This is a genomic window from Paenibacillus sp. DMB5 (assembly GCF_001517085.1).
GTDB lineage: Bacteria > Bacillota > Bacilli > Paenibacillales > Paenibacillaceae > Paenibacillus_AQ.
Genome location: NZ_LRAC01000133.1, coordinates 26,666 through 41,979, shown reverse-complemented (window position 1 = coordinate 41,979; position 15,314 = coordinate 26,666). Strand labels below are relative to the sequence as shown.

Sequence of the window (15,314 nt, the reverse complement as noted above, 5' to 3'; positions counted from 1 at the left end):
GGATTAACCAGTCTATCTGCACAAGCCATCGGCCGGATTTTTCATAGAGTAAATAGTATCCTCGAATGACAGCAGGTTAAGCGGGGATAATGAACTTGAAGTTGATCATAAATACGATCAGGGCGGCGGTGGCGAGAGAAAAAGCGATACAGCCAGCCCCCAGAATCCGGCGGCGGTCGCGGATAAATCTGATGCCGAGTGCACACACAAGGATAGTAGTACCTGCCAGAACAACAGACATGCCGACCATTGCGAACCAGTACAATACCTCGAATAATTGAGCCATCATGAAGCCCCCTCTCACATGGTAATAATACAGTTAATTTTTAGGGATTTCCAGTGAGGAGGTCAGGCGGAAGCGGATGAATTTCAGATGTTGATACCAGTGAACTAATACTTGGGGCTTGGCCCGTACTGGTTGTCTCCTTCGCTGTCAAGGCAGGCGAAAATAAACAGGATCAGGAAGCCGAGATAAGGGATAAAGGCGATGAGAACCCACCACCCCGTTCTTCCGCTATCATGCAGCCGGCGGACCAGTACGGCCCAGGAAGGAATGAATATAAACCAGTGATAGATCGTGCTCAATAAGGGAGAGATATCCAATAGAGGCTTCTGCAAAAGCGAGCAGAAATCCGATTAAAGTGTTGACCAGTGCAAACATCCAGAATTCGGTGCGTTTCTGCGTTCCTATTTTACAAAAATATGTATATGCGGTATAGCGTAATCTTGCGTTGAAATTAGCTGGCGGATAGAGAAGAGTGCATTTACCACGGACATAAGGCCCGCAGCCATATGCCCTTTTTTGCTGTGAGCGGGCTTTACACGGACAATCATACAGGAGGGCGGCTCCTTTTCTGAGTAATCTATAGGGTAGGCTGGGATTGCGAAAGGAGAGGGGAAAATGGCGGGAAGACAACTGGCCAGCAAGTGGCTGAAAACCGAGGCGCTGCTCAGCGATTCACGGGTTGCCGGTTACATTCCGAGAACGAAGGGATATAACGCTGCCGCACTGTCAGCTATGCTGAAAGCGTATGGGAATGTAGTAATTAAGCCGATTGTGGGCGGCGGGGGCCATGGTGTGATAAAAGTGTTCCGGGACCACCGGGGGTACGGATTCACCTACAATCACAGCACCCGGGTATATGGTGATTTCGGATCGATGAAGCGCGCGCTTGACCGGGTGAAGCTGAAGACGGCGGCTATATGATCCAGCAGGGGATCTCACTTGCCCGGATTGCCGGACGCCCGATCGACTACCGGGTTAAGGTTGTGAAAAACGGCGACCACTGGGAATTCCGGTCCATGGTGGGCAGACTGGCTCGCCCGGGTTTGTTTGTCACCAATCTGTGTAAAGGCGGTACGATGATGAGCTGCCGGCATGGTCTGCGCCTTTCACTTCCAAGAATCAGTACGTCGGCCAAAAAAGCGGAAATGCGCCGGCTGACACATGTCTGCATCGAGCTGCTGGAAAGACATTTTCCGGGCATCGGCGAGCTGGGGTTTGACTATGCAGTGGATCACCGGGGAAAAATCTGGATTTTGGAAGTAAATACAAGACCAAAGTAATTAATGTTTTTTTTTGAATTGACGATAATGATAACTATAGGCTAAAATTGCGTTTAGTTATGCTGCTTTCGAGGTAATATGAGGTAGAAAATTCTAAATTTTGTGAACGTTTTGGATTTTTTTTACTTGCTGCCAGTGTGGAAATCTCCTGTGCATAACTATTATCCCCATATTCCACTGTGTAGGAAATGGCTTTATTATCCTTACTAACAAATTATGCACAGGATTTCCACAGTAGCTTGTGGATATTGAGAACGCTTGTTCGATTTATGATAGTTTGCTATGATAGATTCAGATTCAAACAAAGGAAAGGTAGGTGAACGTTGTGGTTGAATTGTCGGATGAGATGCTGCTCGACTCGTACCAAAGAGCGATAGAGCTACAATTGGAGCATGATTTCATCGCTCTGTTGCTCGCTGAAATTCGCAAACGGAACTTACACTCTCCAGTACATGCGGTTCTACACTAGGACATTGGTTTATTTTTCTGCAGCAGCTGCTCTGTCTAACCGCAAGCGGCACAAAATAGGGTATCTTTTCAAGTTGGAGTGGAATCAACCTGAAAGGATACCCTTTTATTTGTTTTATAGCTTACGGTTATGTGCTAAAGCTTGAGGTTACTGCTATGTCCCGGTGAAAGCTTGGCATCCGGATCAAGGTATACCTTTGCATTGTTGACAGCCGTAGGCGCTTCCCCGAATCCGACAGCGATCAGCTTCAGCTTGCCCGGGTAAGTAGTGATATCGCCGGCAGCGAAGATGCCGGGAATATTGGTCTCCATGCGCGAATCCACCACGATGGAATTGCTCTCGATCTCAATGCCCCACTGCGCAATCGGGCCCAGCGAGGATACAAAGCCGAAGTTGACAATTACACTGTCCACTTCAATTTCCTGTGTCTCCTTGGTCTTGATGTGGGACAGGGTCACCTTGGTAATGAATTCATCCCCGTGCAGCTCGGTAATCTCTGAAGGGGTAATAACATTTACCTTCGAAGCCATCAGCTGCTCTACACTATGCTCATGCGCGCGGAACTTGTCGCGGCGGTGAATCAGTGTAACCTGCTCAGCGATCGGCTCAAGCATGAGGGCCCAGTCTACTGCGGAGTCGCCGCCGCCGCTGATCAGCACCTTCTTGCCCTGGAAGGCATTCAAATCACTTACAAAGTAATGCAGGTTGGCTTTCTCGAACCGCGGTGCTTCCGGAAGCTCCAGACGGCGTGGTTCGAAGGCGCCTACACCGGCAGTTATAATAACAGCCTTGCTGTGGTATTCCGCCTTGTCAGTAGTGGTTACGAAGTGGCGCTCGTCCCGCTTCTCAACAGATACAACCTTCTCTTCGAGGCAGATATTGGACTGGAACAGATCCATTTGCCGGGACAGGTTGTCTACCAGCTCCTGTGCGGTGATTTTCGGGAAACCAGCCACATCATAGATATATTTTTCAGGATAAAGAGCGGCGAGCTGCCCCCCCAGCTGGGGCATGCTTTCAATAAGGGTTACCGACGCCTGGCGCATACCGCCGTAGAAGGCGGCAAACATGCCGGCAGGACCGCCGCCTATAATTAACAGGTCGCTCATAGGAACGCCGGATTGCTCTAGTGTCACGTAATATTACACCTCCGAGTGATAGTTTCAAAATGCCATACTTAACTTACCTACTCATTATAAACATTGTGGGACTGCCCTGCAAAGGCTTAAAATGGCCGGATAAGTGTGACGTTATTTTGAAATATAAGAATTTATATGTTGCCCATCATAAATTATCCTTCTATTTCTCGAGAAACGATACCGTCCCTTAATGGTCGGCAAATCCGTTTCTTCTTGTATGATTATATTTGATTAAAACGATACTAAGGTTTACAATGGATATGGTTATTTTAGAAATCCTTTAAGTTTTATTGGAAATTCTCCTGAATTTAAGTGTATAAATTCACAAAAGACACTAAAATATTTTACAAAAAATAACACATAGACAGATTCACCTGTTGGAAGGAGCCGGAACATGAGCAGTATTCCCAAAATTGTCATCCTAGGCGCGGGATATGGAGGTATATTGACCGCCCAGCGGCTGCAGAAAGCTTTGAATTATAATGAAGCTGATGTGACGCTGGTGAACCGCCATGAATATCATTATTTCACTACCCATCTGCATATGCCAGCTGCGGGAACAGACAGCATTGAACATACACGCGTATCTATATCCAAGCTGATAGACGAATTTAAGATCGATCTCGTGAAATCTTCCGTGCAGGAAATCCGCACCCAACAGAAAAAAGTGATTCTTGAAGACGGCACGCTCTCTTATGACTATCTTGTTATTGCCCTCGGCGGCGAACCGGAGACCTTCGGTATTCCGGGACTTGATAAATACGCGCTGACCATCCGCAGCATTAATTCCGTGCGGCTGATCCGCGAGCATATTGAATATCAGTTTGCCAAATACAAAAATGAAAACAACGCGCAGGAGCATATTAATTTTGTAGTTGGCGGAGCGGGCTTCAGCGGCATTGAATTTGTAGCAGAGCTGGCTGACCGGATTCCTGCCCTCTGCAAGGAATATGATGTGGACCCGAGCCTGGTGAATATCTACAACGTGGAAGCTGCCCCTACGGCGCTGCCAGGATTCGCGCCTGAGCTGGTTGAGCATGCGATGTCTGTGCTGACCAAGAAGGGGGTTACCTTCAAAATCGGCGTAGCGATCAAGGAATGCCTGCCGGGCGGTGTCATTCTCGCAACCGGTGAAGAAATCAAAGCCTCCACCATTGTCTGGACCGGCGGTATCCGCGGCAATCGGCTGATTGAAGCCGCAGGGTTTGAAGCGATGCGCGGACGGGTGAAGGTGGACGAGTACCTCCGCGTTCCGGGGCATGAGAATATTTTTATCATCGGAGACGGTTCCCTGATGATTAACCCGGAAGGGCGGCCGTACCCGCCGACAGCGCAAATCGCCATGCAGCAGGGCGAATGCTGTGCCCATAATCTGGTGGCAGCGATCCGCAGCCAGCAGCCGAAGAAGTTTGTCTTCAGCAACAAGGGAACTGTAGCCTCGCTCGGCAAAGGCCAGGGTATTGCCGTAGTGGGTGACAAGACATATAAGGGCTGGACGGCAGCGCAGCTCAAAAAAGTAGTCGATATGCGCTACCTGTTCATCATCGGCGGCATTCCGCTGGTGCTGAAGAAGGGAAGATTCTTCTAGGATGCGCCACTGCAGTGTTCAGGTCCGCGGGCTGTTGACGCGTGAGGAGCTCGACCGCTATAATGCCCTGATTGAAGTAGGCTCCTACCTGGAGGACCAGAGCCGGTACGATCTGGCTTATAACATCCAGAAGGAGATTGATCTGCTTATTCTGCCGGCCATTGAACGGCTGAAGGATAAGAGCCGGGCCCGCGACCGGGCAACGGCGGAATATCTGGAGAGCCTTCGCGGAGAGAATGACGAGGACGAGGACGAATAACGTTACGCGGCATGCATAAGGTGCGGAGAGCCAAGCTGCTAACACGGCTTTCCATTTACAATAGGATAAAGACCGCTACCTTTAACGGGGGCGGTCTTTTTTTGCGCCGGAACGGGATTTACAACTAAACAAAAAGGATGATCTCCCGCAGGAAACCACCCTTATCTTCAATATAAATTACAGTTTAAGCATCTCTTCGAACGTCTCCGGTGTCAGCAGGTTGCCGACATAGAACGGGCCGAACTCACCGTAACGGGCGCTAACCTCGTCAAAGCGCATCTCGTAGACCAGCTTCTTGAACTGCAGCGCATCCTCGGCAAAGAGGGTTACGCCCCATTCCCAGTCGTCGAAGCCGACGGAGCCGGTAATGATCTGCTTCACTTTGCCGGCATAGCCGCGGCCGATCAGCCCGTGCGAGTGCATCAGCTCCCGGCGTTTATCCATATCGAGCATATACCAGTTATCGGCCAGCTCGCGCTTCTTGTTCATCGGGTAGAAGCAGATATGCTTCGCCTGCGGCAGAACCGGCTTCAGGCGTGCCGCCACATGCGGGTTCTGCATCGGATCACTGCCGTCTCCGGCACTTCCGCCTGCAGCGTAGTTGCTTAGCTCGACGATACTGACATAAGAGTAAGCTTTTGTGGTGTATTGGGCGAAGGCAATTTTGTTAAACGCGGTTTCAAGGGCGTTCAGCGCTTCCAGGCTTTCCCGCAGAAACATCATCACGAAATCGGCCTTCTGGCCGACAATGGAATATACTGCCGTGCTTCCTTCCTTGGCTTCCTCTACCGGTCCCCATTCCTCCATGAAGGCATGCAGCTCTTCCAGGGCTACTGCGCGCTCCTCGTCATCGGCGGCTGTCCACGCCTTCCAGTCCAGTGAGCGGAAGTCATGCAGGGCATACCAGCCTTCCAGGGTCAAAGCGGCTTCGTTCATGTTCTCACTCCTTCAAAGTTTTACGAAGCATGAGCTCCGTTGAATGTACTGCGTGTAAAACTTGCTTCGAAAGCATACGCTCAGTTTTACGAAGCATGGGCTCCGTTGAATGTACTGCGTGTAAAACTTGCTCCGAAAGCATCAAGCTCTAGCGTAAAATCCGGTTCCAAAGCATACGCTTCTATGTATGATCCGGTTAATCTATATGCATTGTATCGCAAGCAGACGGCCAAGAGCAAACGCTGAGCCGCCGATTTGCCTGAAAGCGGATTCGAATGGCAATAATGTTCATTGCTTCGCTACATTTTTTCTAGTAAACTTACTATTAATCAGGTTTTGGTGTGCGGTTCTTTATAGAGAGAGGGGATGGCGGTACGATGGGATTTATTCCTGTATTTGTTCTGGCCGTGTTGTTCTTTGTCATGATGTTTGGCATCGGCTTTATCCTTAATATGTTAATGAAGACCACCTGGTTTCCCGCCTACCTGTTCGTAATTGTCATCCTGCCGGTAGTGGTCTATTCCATCTGGGACAGGAACGCCATGACCCTCTGGGAGCATCTGGGCAGCTTCCATATTGTTGATTACCTGACCGGGATTGCCGGGCTCGGCGGCGCGGTGCTCAGCGGCTGGACGATCCAGAAGCTGCGTCTGGGCGGCTATAAGATGTTCTAAGTATCAAGATTATGCTGAAAACGGCTGCTATTCCTGCTAGGGGACGGCGAAGCCGTTTTTTCTATTATTGGCTCAGATCCGGTGCCCGACGTTTTTCTTATTTTCCGCTACAGTCAGCAAGGTTTCAAAAGTTGTCGATTATAGGCTGAAAACCGGGTTATTTGGTTCTTTTTTTACATTTCCGGCCGGGTGTTTTGTGATAGAATAGAAATCTGCATGAATTCGTGTAAAAAAGGGGGAGTTAACCGCAGATGCGCATGAGTAACCTGCATCATTTCACCGAAAACCACCGGTACTGCGTTTCCCGCGAATTCGGTCTTAGCCATGTAGATTCACGTATGCTGGGTTCCGTCTATCAGCCAATGGTAGGAGCCTTTGCAATCAGCCTGTATAGGCTGCTGTTTGAGCATATTCCGGCTGAATCGATCGGCTATTCTGCTGTAGAGCAGCAGCGCAGGCTGTTTATGACGCTTGGCGTTGAACCGAACGAGAAAGGCCGTAAATATTTAGTTGATCAGGCTTCCCTGCTTGAGGCAGTAGGCCTGCTTGCGACCTGCCGGATATATACGCCGGAGAATGATGATTACCTGTATGAATATGAGCTGCTGCCGCCGCTTACGCCGGCTGACTTTTTTGCGACCCAGCACCTGACACTGCTGCTGCGTGACAAAATCGGCAAGTTTGCCGTCCTGTCGCTCCGGGAGCAGTTCTGGAACCGGGAACCGGAGGATTGGGGCCGCCGGTCGGCCCATAAAGAGAATATTTCCCTGCCCTTTTATGATATCTTCCAGTTAAATACACATGTGATCGACTATGAGCTGGAGCAGGCGCTGGCTGAAGTGGCTACAGTGAAGCAGCCGGGCATCAGTCAAAGCAGTGAAACGGCTATCGGGTATAGCGACATTATTCTGCGCTTTCCGCGCGAGTCGGTGAACCGGATGCATGTCGAGAAGCTGCGCTTTGACCATGCCCAAATGGGTGTGATTAACTATGTGGCCCGCAAATATGATCTGGGACCGCAGGATTTATGCCGTTTGCTGGATGAGGACGGAATGTTCACTCCGGACGGCGAGGTGATTCTGGATACGCTGCAGTACAGGGCAAGCCAGCATTTCCGCCAGGATATGAAGCGCCAGGAGAAGCGGGAGATCGCTGCGGCCAAGGTTGTGTCGCTGCGTGCAGCGGCGGCGGGTGACCATGAAGAGCCGGTGATTCCGCAGGAGCAGCCGGTGGAGATGGAATATTACGTTGAGGTTCCTCCGCAGTTCCTGTCCAAATGCGATATTCACCAATATAATATGATGCTGCGCAACGAGCCTTATACACGGCTGCTGCAAACCTTTTTTCCGGGAACGGTTCCGGGCCAGCTGATGGATATATTCGAGAAAATTGATCTCAACTACAAGCTGAGCGGTGAAGTCATCAATGTGCTGATCCATTATCTGATGACAATGGTGGCTTCAGGCGGAGAACAGCGGATGAACCGTAATTTTGTGGAGGCAATTGCCTCCAACATGCTGGTCAAGCAGGTCAATACCTACGAGAAGGCCGTACGGTACATCCGTGACCAGTCCAAGGTCAAAGGCAAGAGCGCTGCCTCCGGCACGGCCGGAGCAGCTTCCGGAACGCGTCAGCGTTCGTATAATAAAGGCGGCGGCCGGGCCGCGAAGCCGGAGATTCCGATTGTGACCGATGACGGAAGCGCCGGTGCCGTATCGGAAGAAGAATTCGCGGCGATGATGAAGAAAGCGGCCGAAATTAAGGCCAGCAAGAAGAAGGGCGCCCTGAGGACGCCGTAAAGAAAGCGAGGTGCAGCAATGGAGTCGATGGGCGAAGTGCTGCGTTCGATGAACAATCCGGCCCTGCGCCAGCGTTCCCGCGATCTTCAGCAGAACCTGCTGAATGATCCGCTGGTGAAGCAGCTTCAGGCTGAGCACCCGGAGCTGGATGATTCGCGGCTGAAGCTTCACATGAGCCGGCTGTTCCAGTATGTGCGGGAGAGCCGGAACTGCGCGAACTGTCCGGGCCTCGAGCATTGCCCGAATGATTTTCAGGGCCATTACAGCAAGCTTACGGTAGAGAATGTTAACGGCTCGCCGGATTTGTTCGAGCGTAAGACAGCCTGTAACCTGAAGATCGCCCAGGACAGCCAGGACAGCATCCGCAGACGGATCCGCAGCTTTTACGTGGATGAACGCGTGCTGAACGGCGGCTATGATGAGATGGATATTATGGGCAAGGACCCGCGCCGGGCTTCTGCCGTAAATAAAATTTTTGATTATATTACCGGGGTAAAGGAAGACGGTCTGAGTCCGCAGGGAATCTATCTGCACGGCACCTTCGGCACAGGCAAAACCTTTCTGATGTGCTACCTGCTCCACGAGCTTGCGGTTGCCGGGTATAGCGGCGTCATTGTCTATATGCCTGATTTCATTGAGGATCTGAAGTCGATTATGCTGGACGGGCAGAAGCTGAAGGAAACCGTGGACACGCTGAAGAACTGCGACCTGCTGATTTTTGACGATATCGGTGCGGAAAATCTCAACCCGTGGGCGCGTGACCATGTGCTGGGGGCGATTCTGAATTATCGGATGAACCGCAAGCCGACCTTCTATACCTCAAATTATCCGCTGGACGGCCTGGAGAAGCACCTTAGCTTCACCAGCAAGGATGGCGAGGAGCTGTACAAGGGGCAGCGCCTGATGGACCGGATTGCTCCGTTTGTGGACGTGATTCCGCTGCACGGGGAGAATCAGCGCGGCCGTAACCGGTAGGCTGAGGAATTGTAATAAATAAACAGCGGTGCAGGGACGGAGAGTCCCTGGCACCGCTGTTTATTTTGCCAGCCTGTTAATCGAGAAAGACAAACTTGACTATTACCATTCCAAAGAAAACCAGAGTCATGAAGCCGGTCATTCCGAAAAAGCCGGTCAGTAAATCACCCAGATCGTTGCGGGGTTCCTCGTTAACATGCTCCCGCGGGTCCCGTGCCTTGGCATTGATCTCCATTGCTTCCTCCTCCTTGCCTTGCAAGACTGCACTGCAATAGGTTACAGTAGTACGTGTGAGAGAAGTCATTGACAATAAATGCGTTTTCCTAAAGTATACGAAGTCTCATGAGCGTTGTAAAGAAGCGATATCTGTTAAATAATTGATTTTATACAATGTAATTGTCTAAAACATTTCCCAAAAGCACAGTATCTATGTTATACTGGGGATGTGTCGGTAAATGGTAATCTGGTTATCATATTACATGAAGCATTTTTTCCAGCTAACATTACGGAGTGAATTCGTTTCGGCTAGCGCACGCTATAGAGGCGTATACAGCTCCGCAAAATTAAAGGAGGAACAATATCATGGCTATCGTAAACGTGTCTGACCAGTCCTTTGTAGGCGAAGTTGAAGGTCAGGGTACTGTAGTAGTAGATTTCTGGGCACCTTGGTGCGGCCCTTGCAAAATGCTTTCCCCGATCCTCGAGGAATTGTCCGCCGAGCTGGGAGACAGCGTAAAAATTGCCAAGCTGAATGTTGACGAGAATCCGGAAACGGCTTCCCGCTTCGGAGTAATGAGCATTCCTACCCTGATCTTCTTCAAAGACGGTCAGCCGGTGGATAAGGTTGTCGGCCTGAACTCCAAGGATTCCCTGAAGAACATCGTAGCTAAACACCAATAATAAGTAGTTATCACTACTGAATAAGATCTGATTACAAGCGCCTTCGGTTTATCCGGGGGCGTTTTGTGTGTTAAAATTACTATAGTAAGCAGTCCCGCTGACCCGGGGAAGCTTCATGAATGTGCAAGTGACAGGTGGGGGAGAAATTATGGATTATAGCGATAATATCCGCAACAAGCTGGCGCTGCTGCCGGATCTGCCCGGGTGCTACCTGATGAAGAATGAAGAGGGCACCATTATTTACGTGGGCAAGGCGAAGGTGCTGAAGAACCGCGTCCGCTCTTATTTTACAGGCAGTCATAACGGCAAAACCCAGCGTCTGGTCGCCAACATTGTTGATTTTGAATATATAGTTACTTCCAGCAATATGGAAGCGCTCATTCTGGAGTGCAATCTGATCAAGAAGCATATGCCGCGTTACAACGTGCTTTTGAAGGATGACAAGACGTTTCCGTATCTCAAAATAACGAACGAAGCGCATCCGCGCCTTGAAGTTACACGCCGGGTGCTTAAAGATAAAGCCAAATATTTCGGGCCGTATCCGAATTCTTATGCCGCCCAGCAGACCAAGAAGCTGCTCGACCGGATGTATCCGCTGCGCAAGTGCGGTGTGATGCCGAAGGAGGTCTGTCTCTATTACCATATGGGCCAGTGCCTTGCCCCGTGCGAGAAGGAAGTGCCCAAGTCGTCTTATGATGAGATTATCCGCGATATATCGGCTTTCTTAGGCGGCGGGCATGAGGCAGTCAAAAAGGATCTGCAGCAAAAGATGCAGGAGGCCGCAGAGGAGCTGTACTTCGAGCGCGCCAAGGAGCTGCGTGACCAGATCATCACATCGATGCCCTGATGGAGAAGCAGAAGATCAATACGGCTGATACAAAGGACCGCGATGTGTTCGGTTACGCCGTGGACAAGGGCTGGATGTGCGTGCAGATTCTGTATATGCGCCAGGGGAAAATGATCCAGCGGCACTCGTCCGTATTCCCGTTCTACGGCGAGGCTTACAGCGACTTCATGTCGTATGTAACGCAGTACTACAGCGAGAATCCGGCGCTGCCGCAGGAAATTCTGCTGCCGGAGCTGGTAAGCGAAGGCACCGAGAAGCCTTCGGCTGCTTCCGCCGGAGCTGCAGTGGCCGCGAGCAGGCTGGCGGCGGCTGTTGACGAGGAGGATGAAGAGTTAGCTGACGGGGCAGAGGCTGTGACGGCTGCGGAGTATGAAGGCGGGCGGGCTGTATCCGCTTCGGAAACCGGTGAAGCCGGGACTGCGGAGGAGGCTGCTGCGCGCGAAGCTGCGGCGGCTGAGGCTACCGCAGTTGGTATGGTGGACCCGGCCGGCGGGGCGGCAGCCCTGCAGGAATGGCTGGGCCTGAAGGTGCTGGTGCCGCAGCGCGGACTGAAGAAGCAGATGGTCGGCATGGCCTGCCAGAACAGCCGGGTCGCGCTGGATGAGAAGTTCCGGCTGATCGAGCGGGACGAGGAGCGGACCTCCGGCGCGGCGTTCAGCCTCGGCCAGAGTCTGGGGCTGGAATCGCTGAACCGGATTGAAGCGTTCGATAACTCGAACATCCAGGGTGCCAATCCGGTGTCGGCGATGGTCGTGTTCATTGACGGCAAGCCTGCCCGAAAGGAATACCGCAAGTATAAGGTCCGCACCGTACAGGGTCCGGATGACTACGAAACGATGCGCGAGGTTATCCGGCGGCGGTATGAGCGGGTGCTGAAGGAAGACCTGCCGCAGCCCGACCTGATTGTGGTCGACGGCGGTAAAGGGCAGATTTCCTCGGCGATTGATATTCTGCAGAACGAGCTGGGGCTGTACATTCCGGTCTGCGGCCTGGTCAAGGATGACAAGCATAAGACGGCGCAGCTCCTGATCGGCGACTCCGCCGAGCCGGTTCCGCTGGCGCGGGACAGCCAGGAATTCTACCTGCTGCAGCGTATCCAGGACGAGGTTCACCGCTTCGCAATCACGTTCCACCGCGAGCAGCGGGGCAAATCGATGGTGACCTCGAAGCTGGATTCGATCCCTGGGATCGGGGAGAAGCGCCGGAAGGCGCTGCTGAAGCATTTCGGCTCACTGAAGAAGATCAAGGAGGCCTCTGTCGAGGACTTCCGCGTACTCTCCATAGGCGAGAAGCTGGCCGGGCAGATCCTGGCTGCACTTAATGATGAGGAGCCGGCCGTAGAGGCTGTTTCTCACAGTGAGGATGAGGCATAATATGTATTTTCGGGCTGGCCCTATGGGGCCGGCCTTTTTGTTATGTTGCGGCTGGCGGAAGAGCTGAGCGGCGAAAGGAGAGGCAAAAATGCCCTTGATTTCGCTCCAAGTGGGGAAATGGGCGAAATGAAAGACAAAAATGCCCTTGATTCCAGCCGAAGCCGAGCTGAGCGGCAAACTGGAAGGAAAATAAAGGATATTGTAAATTGAGCGGAAATATTTATATATATAAAAAATAATCATATCTGGAGACAGGAGGTTACTTGTGGAATACATATTGCTGCTTCCCCATTTTTTGATGGAGGTATTTATGATAGTGGTTGCTCTGGTAATTTATGACCGGTTTTTCAAGAGAAGATAAATGGAGGTCCGGCAAACAAAGAGTAATCCGCAAAATAAAAGGTGCTCCTGGCTGCTATATCAGCAGACTGCGGAGCACCTTTTTTATTAAGGGGAATCTAGCCCTGCGGGCTGGAGCGGCCCGTCAGGACCTTGAGAGTCCTGGCGGCCGGTCCGGTCCGGCGGATTGAACCGGTACACGATATAGCCGACAATGAGCGGCAGGAGGATGGTGACAGTACCAGCGGCTACATTTACACTTTCCCGCATGAAGATCAGGGTCATGCCGATCAGAATGCTGTCAAATACGACGTGGGCGAACATGACGGCGATAAAGCCGTAACGCAGAAAAATATAGCTGAACAGCAGCCCGATGACAGTCAACTCAATCGGCCTTGAGATAACCGGGTAGATCGGGTACAGGGTATGCCCGAAAGCCCAGATCAGTGTGGTGATCAGGGAGGCGATCAATGTGTTTTTGACGAGCTTTTTGAGCATCTGGATGCCGAACAGGCGGTAGACCGCTTCCTCGGACAAGCCGGCAAGCCAGGCAACAATCGGCATCAGCAGGGCGTACCTCATATTATAAGGAGACTGGCTGGCGTCTGTTGTGGACCAGTTATCCAGGGTGAACGTCAAAATAATAAACATAATGGTCTGCACGCCAAGCAGGATAAGGGCCCAGATATAACCGGCAGACATGCTGTCCAGCACATATTTGCCGTACCCCGGCTCTTTGGCACGCGGCCACGGGTTCAGCCCTTCCTCCTTACGCCACAGTCCGTTGCCCCCGACGAGGGAGAAATAGAGCAGCGACGACATCAGCAGGCTGTAAAGGGCATAGATAATAAACATAATTACAGAGGTTATTCGGGCCTCAGCAGTGTCGGAAACCGGCTCGGGCAGCATATTGTAGGTGCTGATCATCATGATGGTGAAATGGATCGAGCTTAAAGTGATGCCGCGTACAAAAGAAGTATGACTGCGCCGCAGAATGCTGAAGATCAGCGCCAGCAGGCCGAGTGCCAGCGTCGGCAGGGCATAGCCGAACAGGGTCAGCTTCGTAGCCAGCGATTTCTGGTCCTCCACGTAGGAGTCATGCCAGGCCGGGGCGGAGAATCCGGCACGGAAATAAGACAGCTCTCCGTCCAGAAAATGAAACTGATAGCACAGAGCAGCTTCTCCTACTTTGACGGAGCTGTCGGAATAGACGAGACCGTAGCCATCGGAATCTGCTTCAATCTGCAGCTTGGCGGGGTTTGCTCCCCATAGCTGCAGCCAGGGTCTGGCGAGGGTTTCCTTTTGCTGCAGGCTGAGTCCGCCGTTCACGCTGCTGTCCAGATAGACGCCTTTCGAATTCCCGGGTGCCGGCGGATCGCCATAGTCCCTTCCGTCACTTGCATGGGCATATCCGCCCAGGGCAAAGGCGGTAACCTCGCCTGTATACATATTGAGATCAACGGCAAGAACAGGATCGGCTTCACCGTCAGTATAAAGAACCGCATGATAGACGTCGAACGGATACCGCTGATCAAGCTTATTGTCATTGTAACTCTGCAGGAGCTTTTCACGGGACATATAGCCATAGAAGGAAGAGTCGGTCTGGTAGCTTACTGTCCAGTGATCCTGGTCTGTCTCCTGATGGCCGAGCTGCTGTGCTGCGAATGCGGCCGCTTTGCCGCGGGCTTCGGTCTTGCTGATCGTGGATGCCGATCCCCCGCTGTAAAGCTGGGGTACAACCTGGAACATAAGGAAAACGATAAGACCGATTATACCGGCGAAAATAAGTCTTTTGGTAAGGGGCCGCTGCTGTAAAGGCTGGCCGACGGAATTCATGAAACGCCTCCTTGCATGGATTCATTTGTAGTATGCATATTCTGTTTCATTATACGGGACAGGCCTGGCAGTTACAAAAAATACCTGTTAGAAGATGCGGGCTTATCTAACTTTACTTTTACGTAAACGAGCCCCGGCTTATGCCTGCTTTTTCCCGGCGGGCCGGCTCAGGCTGAGGTGATAATATCTGGCGCCTGCCGGAATACAGCAAAATGCTGCAGGCAATCCGATCAAGGCGATCCAGCCAAGCAGACTCCAGTCGGGCAGAATCCCGGTGTGCAGCTCAGCAGGCAGAAAAATGAATTTATTCAGGAAAACACCGCCCATAAGCCCTAATAAAGATACCGGGAACATCAGAATACCCACACCGGTGCTTTCAAAGTATAGTATTCCAGCTGCAGCAGACACAGCATGACAGTTAACGCCAATACATAAAACAGGAAGAAATATAACAGCCAGATCAAGGTTTGAGACCAGTCCTGCAGCCCGGTATTGCCGGCAATCAGGGCGGCGACGCTGCCGGCAACGGCTGAGAGCAGCAGGATACCCATAATCCGCATCGCAGTAGTCCATACCACGGCCACACCGCTTAGCAGCAGAGCCAGCCGGCTCTG

The 15,314-nt window shown here is 51.7% G+C and carries 15 protein-coding genes and 2 pseudogenes; 9 read left to right on the top strand and 8 right to left on the bottom strand.

Annotated features, from left to right (window positions below):
• Positions 1-76 precede the first annotated feature (76 nt).
• On the bottom strand, positions 77-289 hold the full coding sequence (locus AWJ19_RS20240) for a hypothetical protein (RefSeq protein WP_241781821.1): 213 nt from the start codon (positions 287-289) through the stop codon (positions 77-79).
• A 101-nt stretch (positions 290-390) separates the two neighbouring features.
• Positions 391-585 carry a DUF805 domain-containing protein gene (locus AWJ19_RS20235; RefSeq protein WP_241781820.1) on the bottom strand — a complete coding sequence of 65 codons (195 nt, stop codon included), beginning with the start codon at positions 583-585 and terminating at the stop codon, positions 391-393.
• Between the two features lie 316 nt (positions 586-901).
• Between AWJ19_RS20235 and AWJ19_RS20230 the strand changes: the two are divergent.
• Together AWJ19_RS20230 and sda are read left to right on the top strand one after the other, a co-directional pair.
• A pseudogene (locus AWJ19_RS20230) lies at positions 902-1,566 on the top strand (YheC/YheD family protein).
• Between the two features lie 325 nt (positions 1,567-1,891).
• Positions 1,892-2,035: a sporulation histidine kinase inhibitor Sda gene (gene sda / locus AWJ19_RS34220; protein WP_076112513.1), complete on the top strand. Its 144-nt coding sequence runs from the start codon at positions 1,892-1,894 to the stop codon at positions 2,033-2,035.
• Positions 2,036-2,169: 134 nt separating this feature from the next.
• On the opposite strand, the gene AWJ19_RS20225 is transcribed toward sda, so the two are convergent.
• Positions 2,170-3,171: an NAD(P)/FAD-dependent oxidoreductase gene (locus tag AWJ19_RS20225; RefSeq protein WP_068726490.1), complete on the bottom strand. Its 1,002-nt coding sequence runs from the start codon at positions 3,169-3,171 to the stop codon at positions 2,170-2,172.
• Between the two features lie 397 nt (positions 3,172-3,568).
• On the opposite strand from AWJ19_RS20225, the gene AWJ19_RS20220 reads away from it, so the two are divergent.
• Both AWJ19_RS20220 and AWJ19_RS20215 read left to right on the top strand, forming a co-directional pair.
• Complete coding sequence (locus AWJ19_RS20220; protein WP_068726488.1) at positions 3,569-4,762, top strand: NAD(P)/FAD-dependent oxidoreductase; 1,194 nt, start codon at positions 3,569-3,571, stop codon at positions 4,760-4,762.
• Between the two features lies 1 nt (position 4,763).
• Positions 4,764-5,021 carry a hypothetical protein gene (locus AWJ19_RS20215; protein WP_068726486.1) on the top strand — a complete coding sequence of 86 codons (258 nt, stop codon included), beginning with the start codon at positions 4,764-4,766 and terminating at the stop codon, positions 5,019-5,021.
• A gap of 177 nt (positions 5,022-5,198) precedes the next feature.
• Here the strand turns inward: AWJ19_RS20215 and hemQ are convergent, their stop codons facing one another.
• Positions 5,199-5,957, bottom strand: coding sequence for a hydrogen peroxide-dependent heme synthase (hemQ, locus tag AWJ19_RS20210; protein ID WP_068726484.1), 759 nt, complete (start codon positions 5,955-5,957; stop codon positions 5,199-5,201).
• Between the two features lie 377 nt (positions 5,958-6,334).
• Here hemQ and AWJ19_RS20205 point away from each other — a divergent pair, with 377 nt between their 5' ends.
• From AWJ19_RS20205 to dnaI, 3 genes are all read left to right on the top strand, one after another.
• A complete protein-coding gene (locus tag AWJ19_RS20205) occupies positions 6,335-6,631 on the top strand; it encodes a YuiB family protein (RefSeq protein WP_068726482.1) in 297 nt (98 codons plus the stop codon).
• Between the two features lie 251 nt (positions 6,632-6,882).
• Entirely contained in the window at positions 6,883-8,430 is a 1,548-nt protein-coding gene (locus AWJ19_RS20200; RefSeq protein ID WP_068726480.1) for a DnaD domain protein, read from the top strand.
• A gap of 18 nt (positions 8,431-8,448) precedes the next feature.
• A complete protein-coding gene (dnaI, locus tag AWJ19_RS20195) occupies positions 8,449-9,405 on the top strand; it encodes a primosomal protein DnaI (RefSeq protein WP_068726478.1) in 957 nt (318 codons plus the stop codon).
• A 76-nt stretch (positions 9,406-9,481) separates the two neighbouring features.
• Here the strand turns inward: dnaI and AWJ19_RS34860 are convergent, their stop codons facing one another.
• Entirely contained in the window at positions 9,482-9,640 is a 159-nt protein-coding gene (locus tag AWJ19_RS34860) for a YqzM family protein (RefSeq protein WP_128083654.1), read from the bottom strand.
• A 347-nt stretch (positions 9,641-9,987) separates the two neighbouring features.
• Between AWJ19_RS34860 and trxA the strand changes: the two genes are divergently transcribed.
• Complete coding sequence (gene trxA, locus AWJ19_RS20190) at positions 9,988-10,305, top strand: thioredoxin (protein WP_039876829.1); 318 nt, start codon at positions 9,988-9,990, stop codon at positions 10,303-10,305.
• A gap of 148 nt (positions 10,306-10,453) precedes the next feature.
• A pseudogene (gene uvrC / locus AWJ19_RS20185) lies at positions 10,454-12,525 on the top strand (excinuclease ABC subunit UvrC).
• 447 nt (positions 12,526-12,972) lie between these two features.
• Here the strand turns inward: uvrC and AWJ19_RS20180 are convergent.
• The 3 genes from AWJ19_RS20180 to AWJ19_RS20170 form a co-directional block, all read right to left on the bottom strand.
• Positions 12,973-14,700, bottom strand: a complete 1,728-nt coding sequence (locus tag AWJ19_RS20180; protein WP_068726476.1) for a CPBP family intramembrane glutamic endopeptidase — start codon at positions 14,698-14,700, stop codon at positions 12,973-12,975.
• A gap of 138 nt (positions 14,701-14,838) precedes the next feature.
• Complete coding sequence (locus AWJ19_RS20175) at positions 14,839-15,054, bottom strand: hypothetical protein (RefSeq protein WP_068726474.1); 216 nt, start codon at positions 15,052-15,054, stop codon at positions 14,839-14,841.
• Entirely contained in the window at positions 15,054-15,278 is a 225-nt protein-coding gene (locus AWJ19_RS20170) for a hypothetical protein (protein ID WP_068726472.1), read from the bottom strand. The genes AWJ19_RS20175 and AWJ19_RS20170 overlap by 1 nt, the downstream gene beginning before the upstream one ends.
• Between the last annotated feature and the right edge of the window lie 36 nt (positions 15,279-15,314).

Bases quoted from the DNA above. Each gene is read 5' to 3' on its own strand.
- AWJ19_RS20215 (WP_068726486.1), top strand. From the start codon at position 4,764: ATGCGCCACTGCAGTGTTCAGGTCCGCGGGCTGTTGACGCGTGAGGAG.
- dnaI (WP_068726478.1), top strand. From the start codon at position 8,449: ATGGAGTCGATGGGCGAAGTGCTGCGTTCGATGAACAATCCGGCCCTG.
- AWJ19_RS20200 (WP_068726480.1), top strand. From the start codon at position 6,883: ATGCGCATGAGTAACCTGCATCATTTCACCGAAAACCACCGGTACTGC.
- AWJ19_RS20220 (WP_068726488.1), top strand. From the start codon at position 3,569: ATGAGCAGTATTCCCAAAATTGTCATCCTAGGCGCGGGATATGGAGGT.
- hemQ (WP_068726484.1), bottom strand. From the start codon at position 5,957: ATGAACGAAGCCGCTTTGACCCTGGAAGGCTGGTATGCCCTGCATGAC.
- AWJ19_RS20175 (WP_068726474.1), bottom strand. From the start codon at position 15,054: ATGTTCCCGGTATCTTTATTAGGGCTTATGGGCGGTGTTTTCCTGAAT.
- AWJ19_RS20205 (WP_068726482.1), top strand. From the start codon at position 6,335: ATGGGATTTATTCCTGTATTTGTTCTGGCCGTGTTGTTCTTTGTCATG.
- AWJ19_RS20240 (WP_241781821.1), bottom strand. From the start codon at position 289: ATGATGGCTCAATTATTCGAGGTATTGTACTGGTTCGCAATGGTCGGC.
- AWJ19_RS20180 (WP_068726476.1), bottom strand. From the start codon at position 14,700: ATGAATTCCGTCGGCCAGCCTTTACAGCAGCGGCCCCTTACCAAAAGA.
- trxA (WP_039876829.1), top strand. From the start codon at position 9,988: ATGGCTATCGTAAACGTGTCTGACCAGTCCTTTGTAGGCGAAGTTGAA.
- AWJ19_RS34860 (WP_128083654.1), bottom strand. From the start codon at position 9,640: ATGGAGATCAATGCCAAGGCACGGGACCCGCGGGAGCATGTTAACGAG.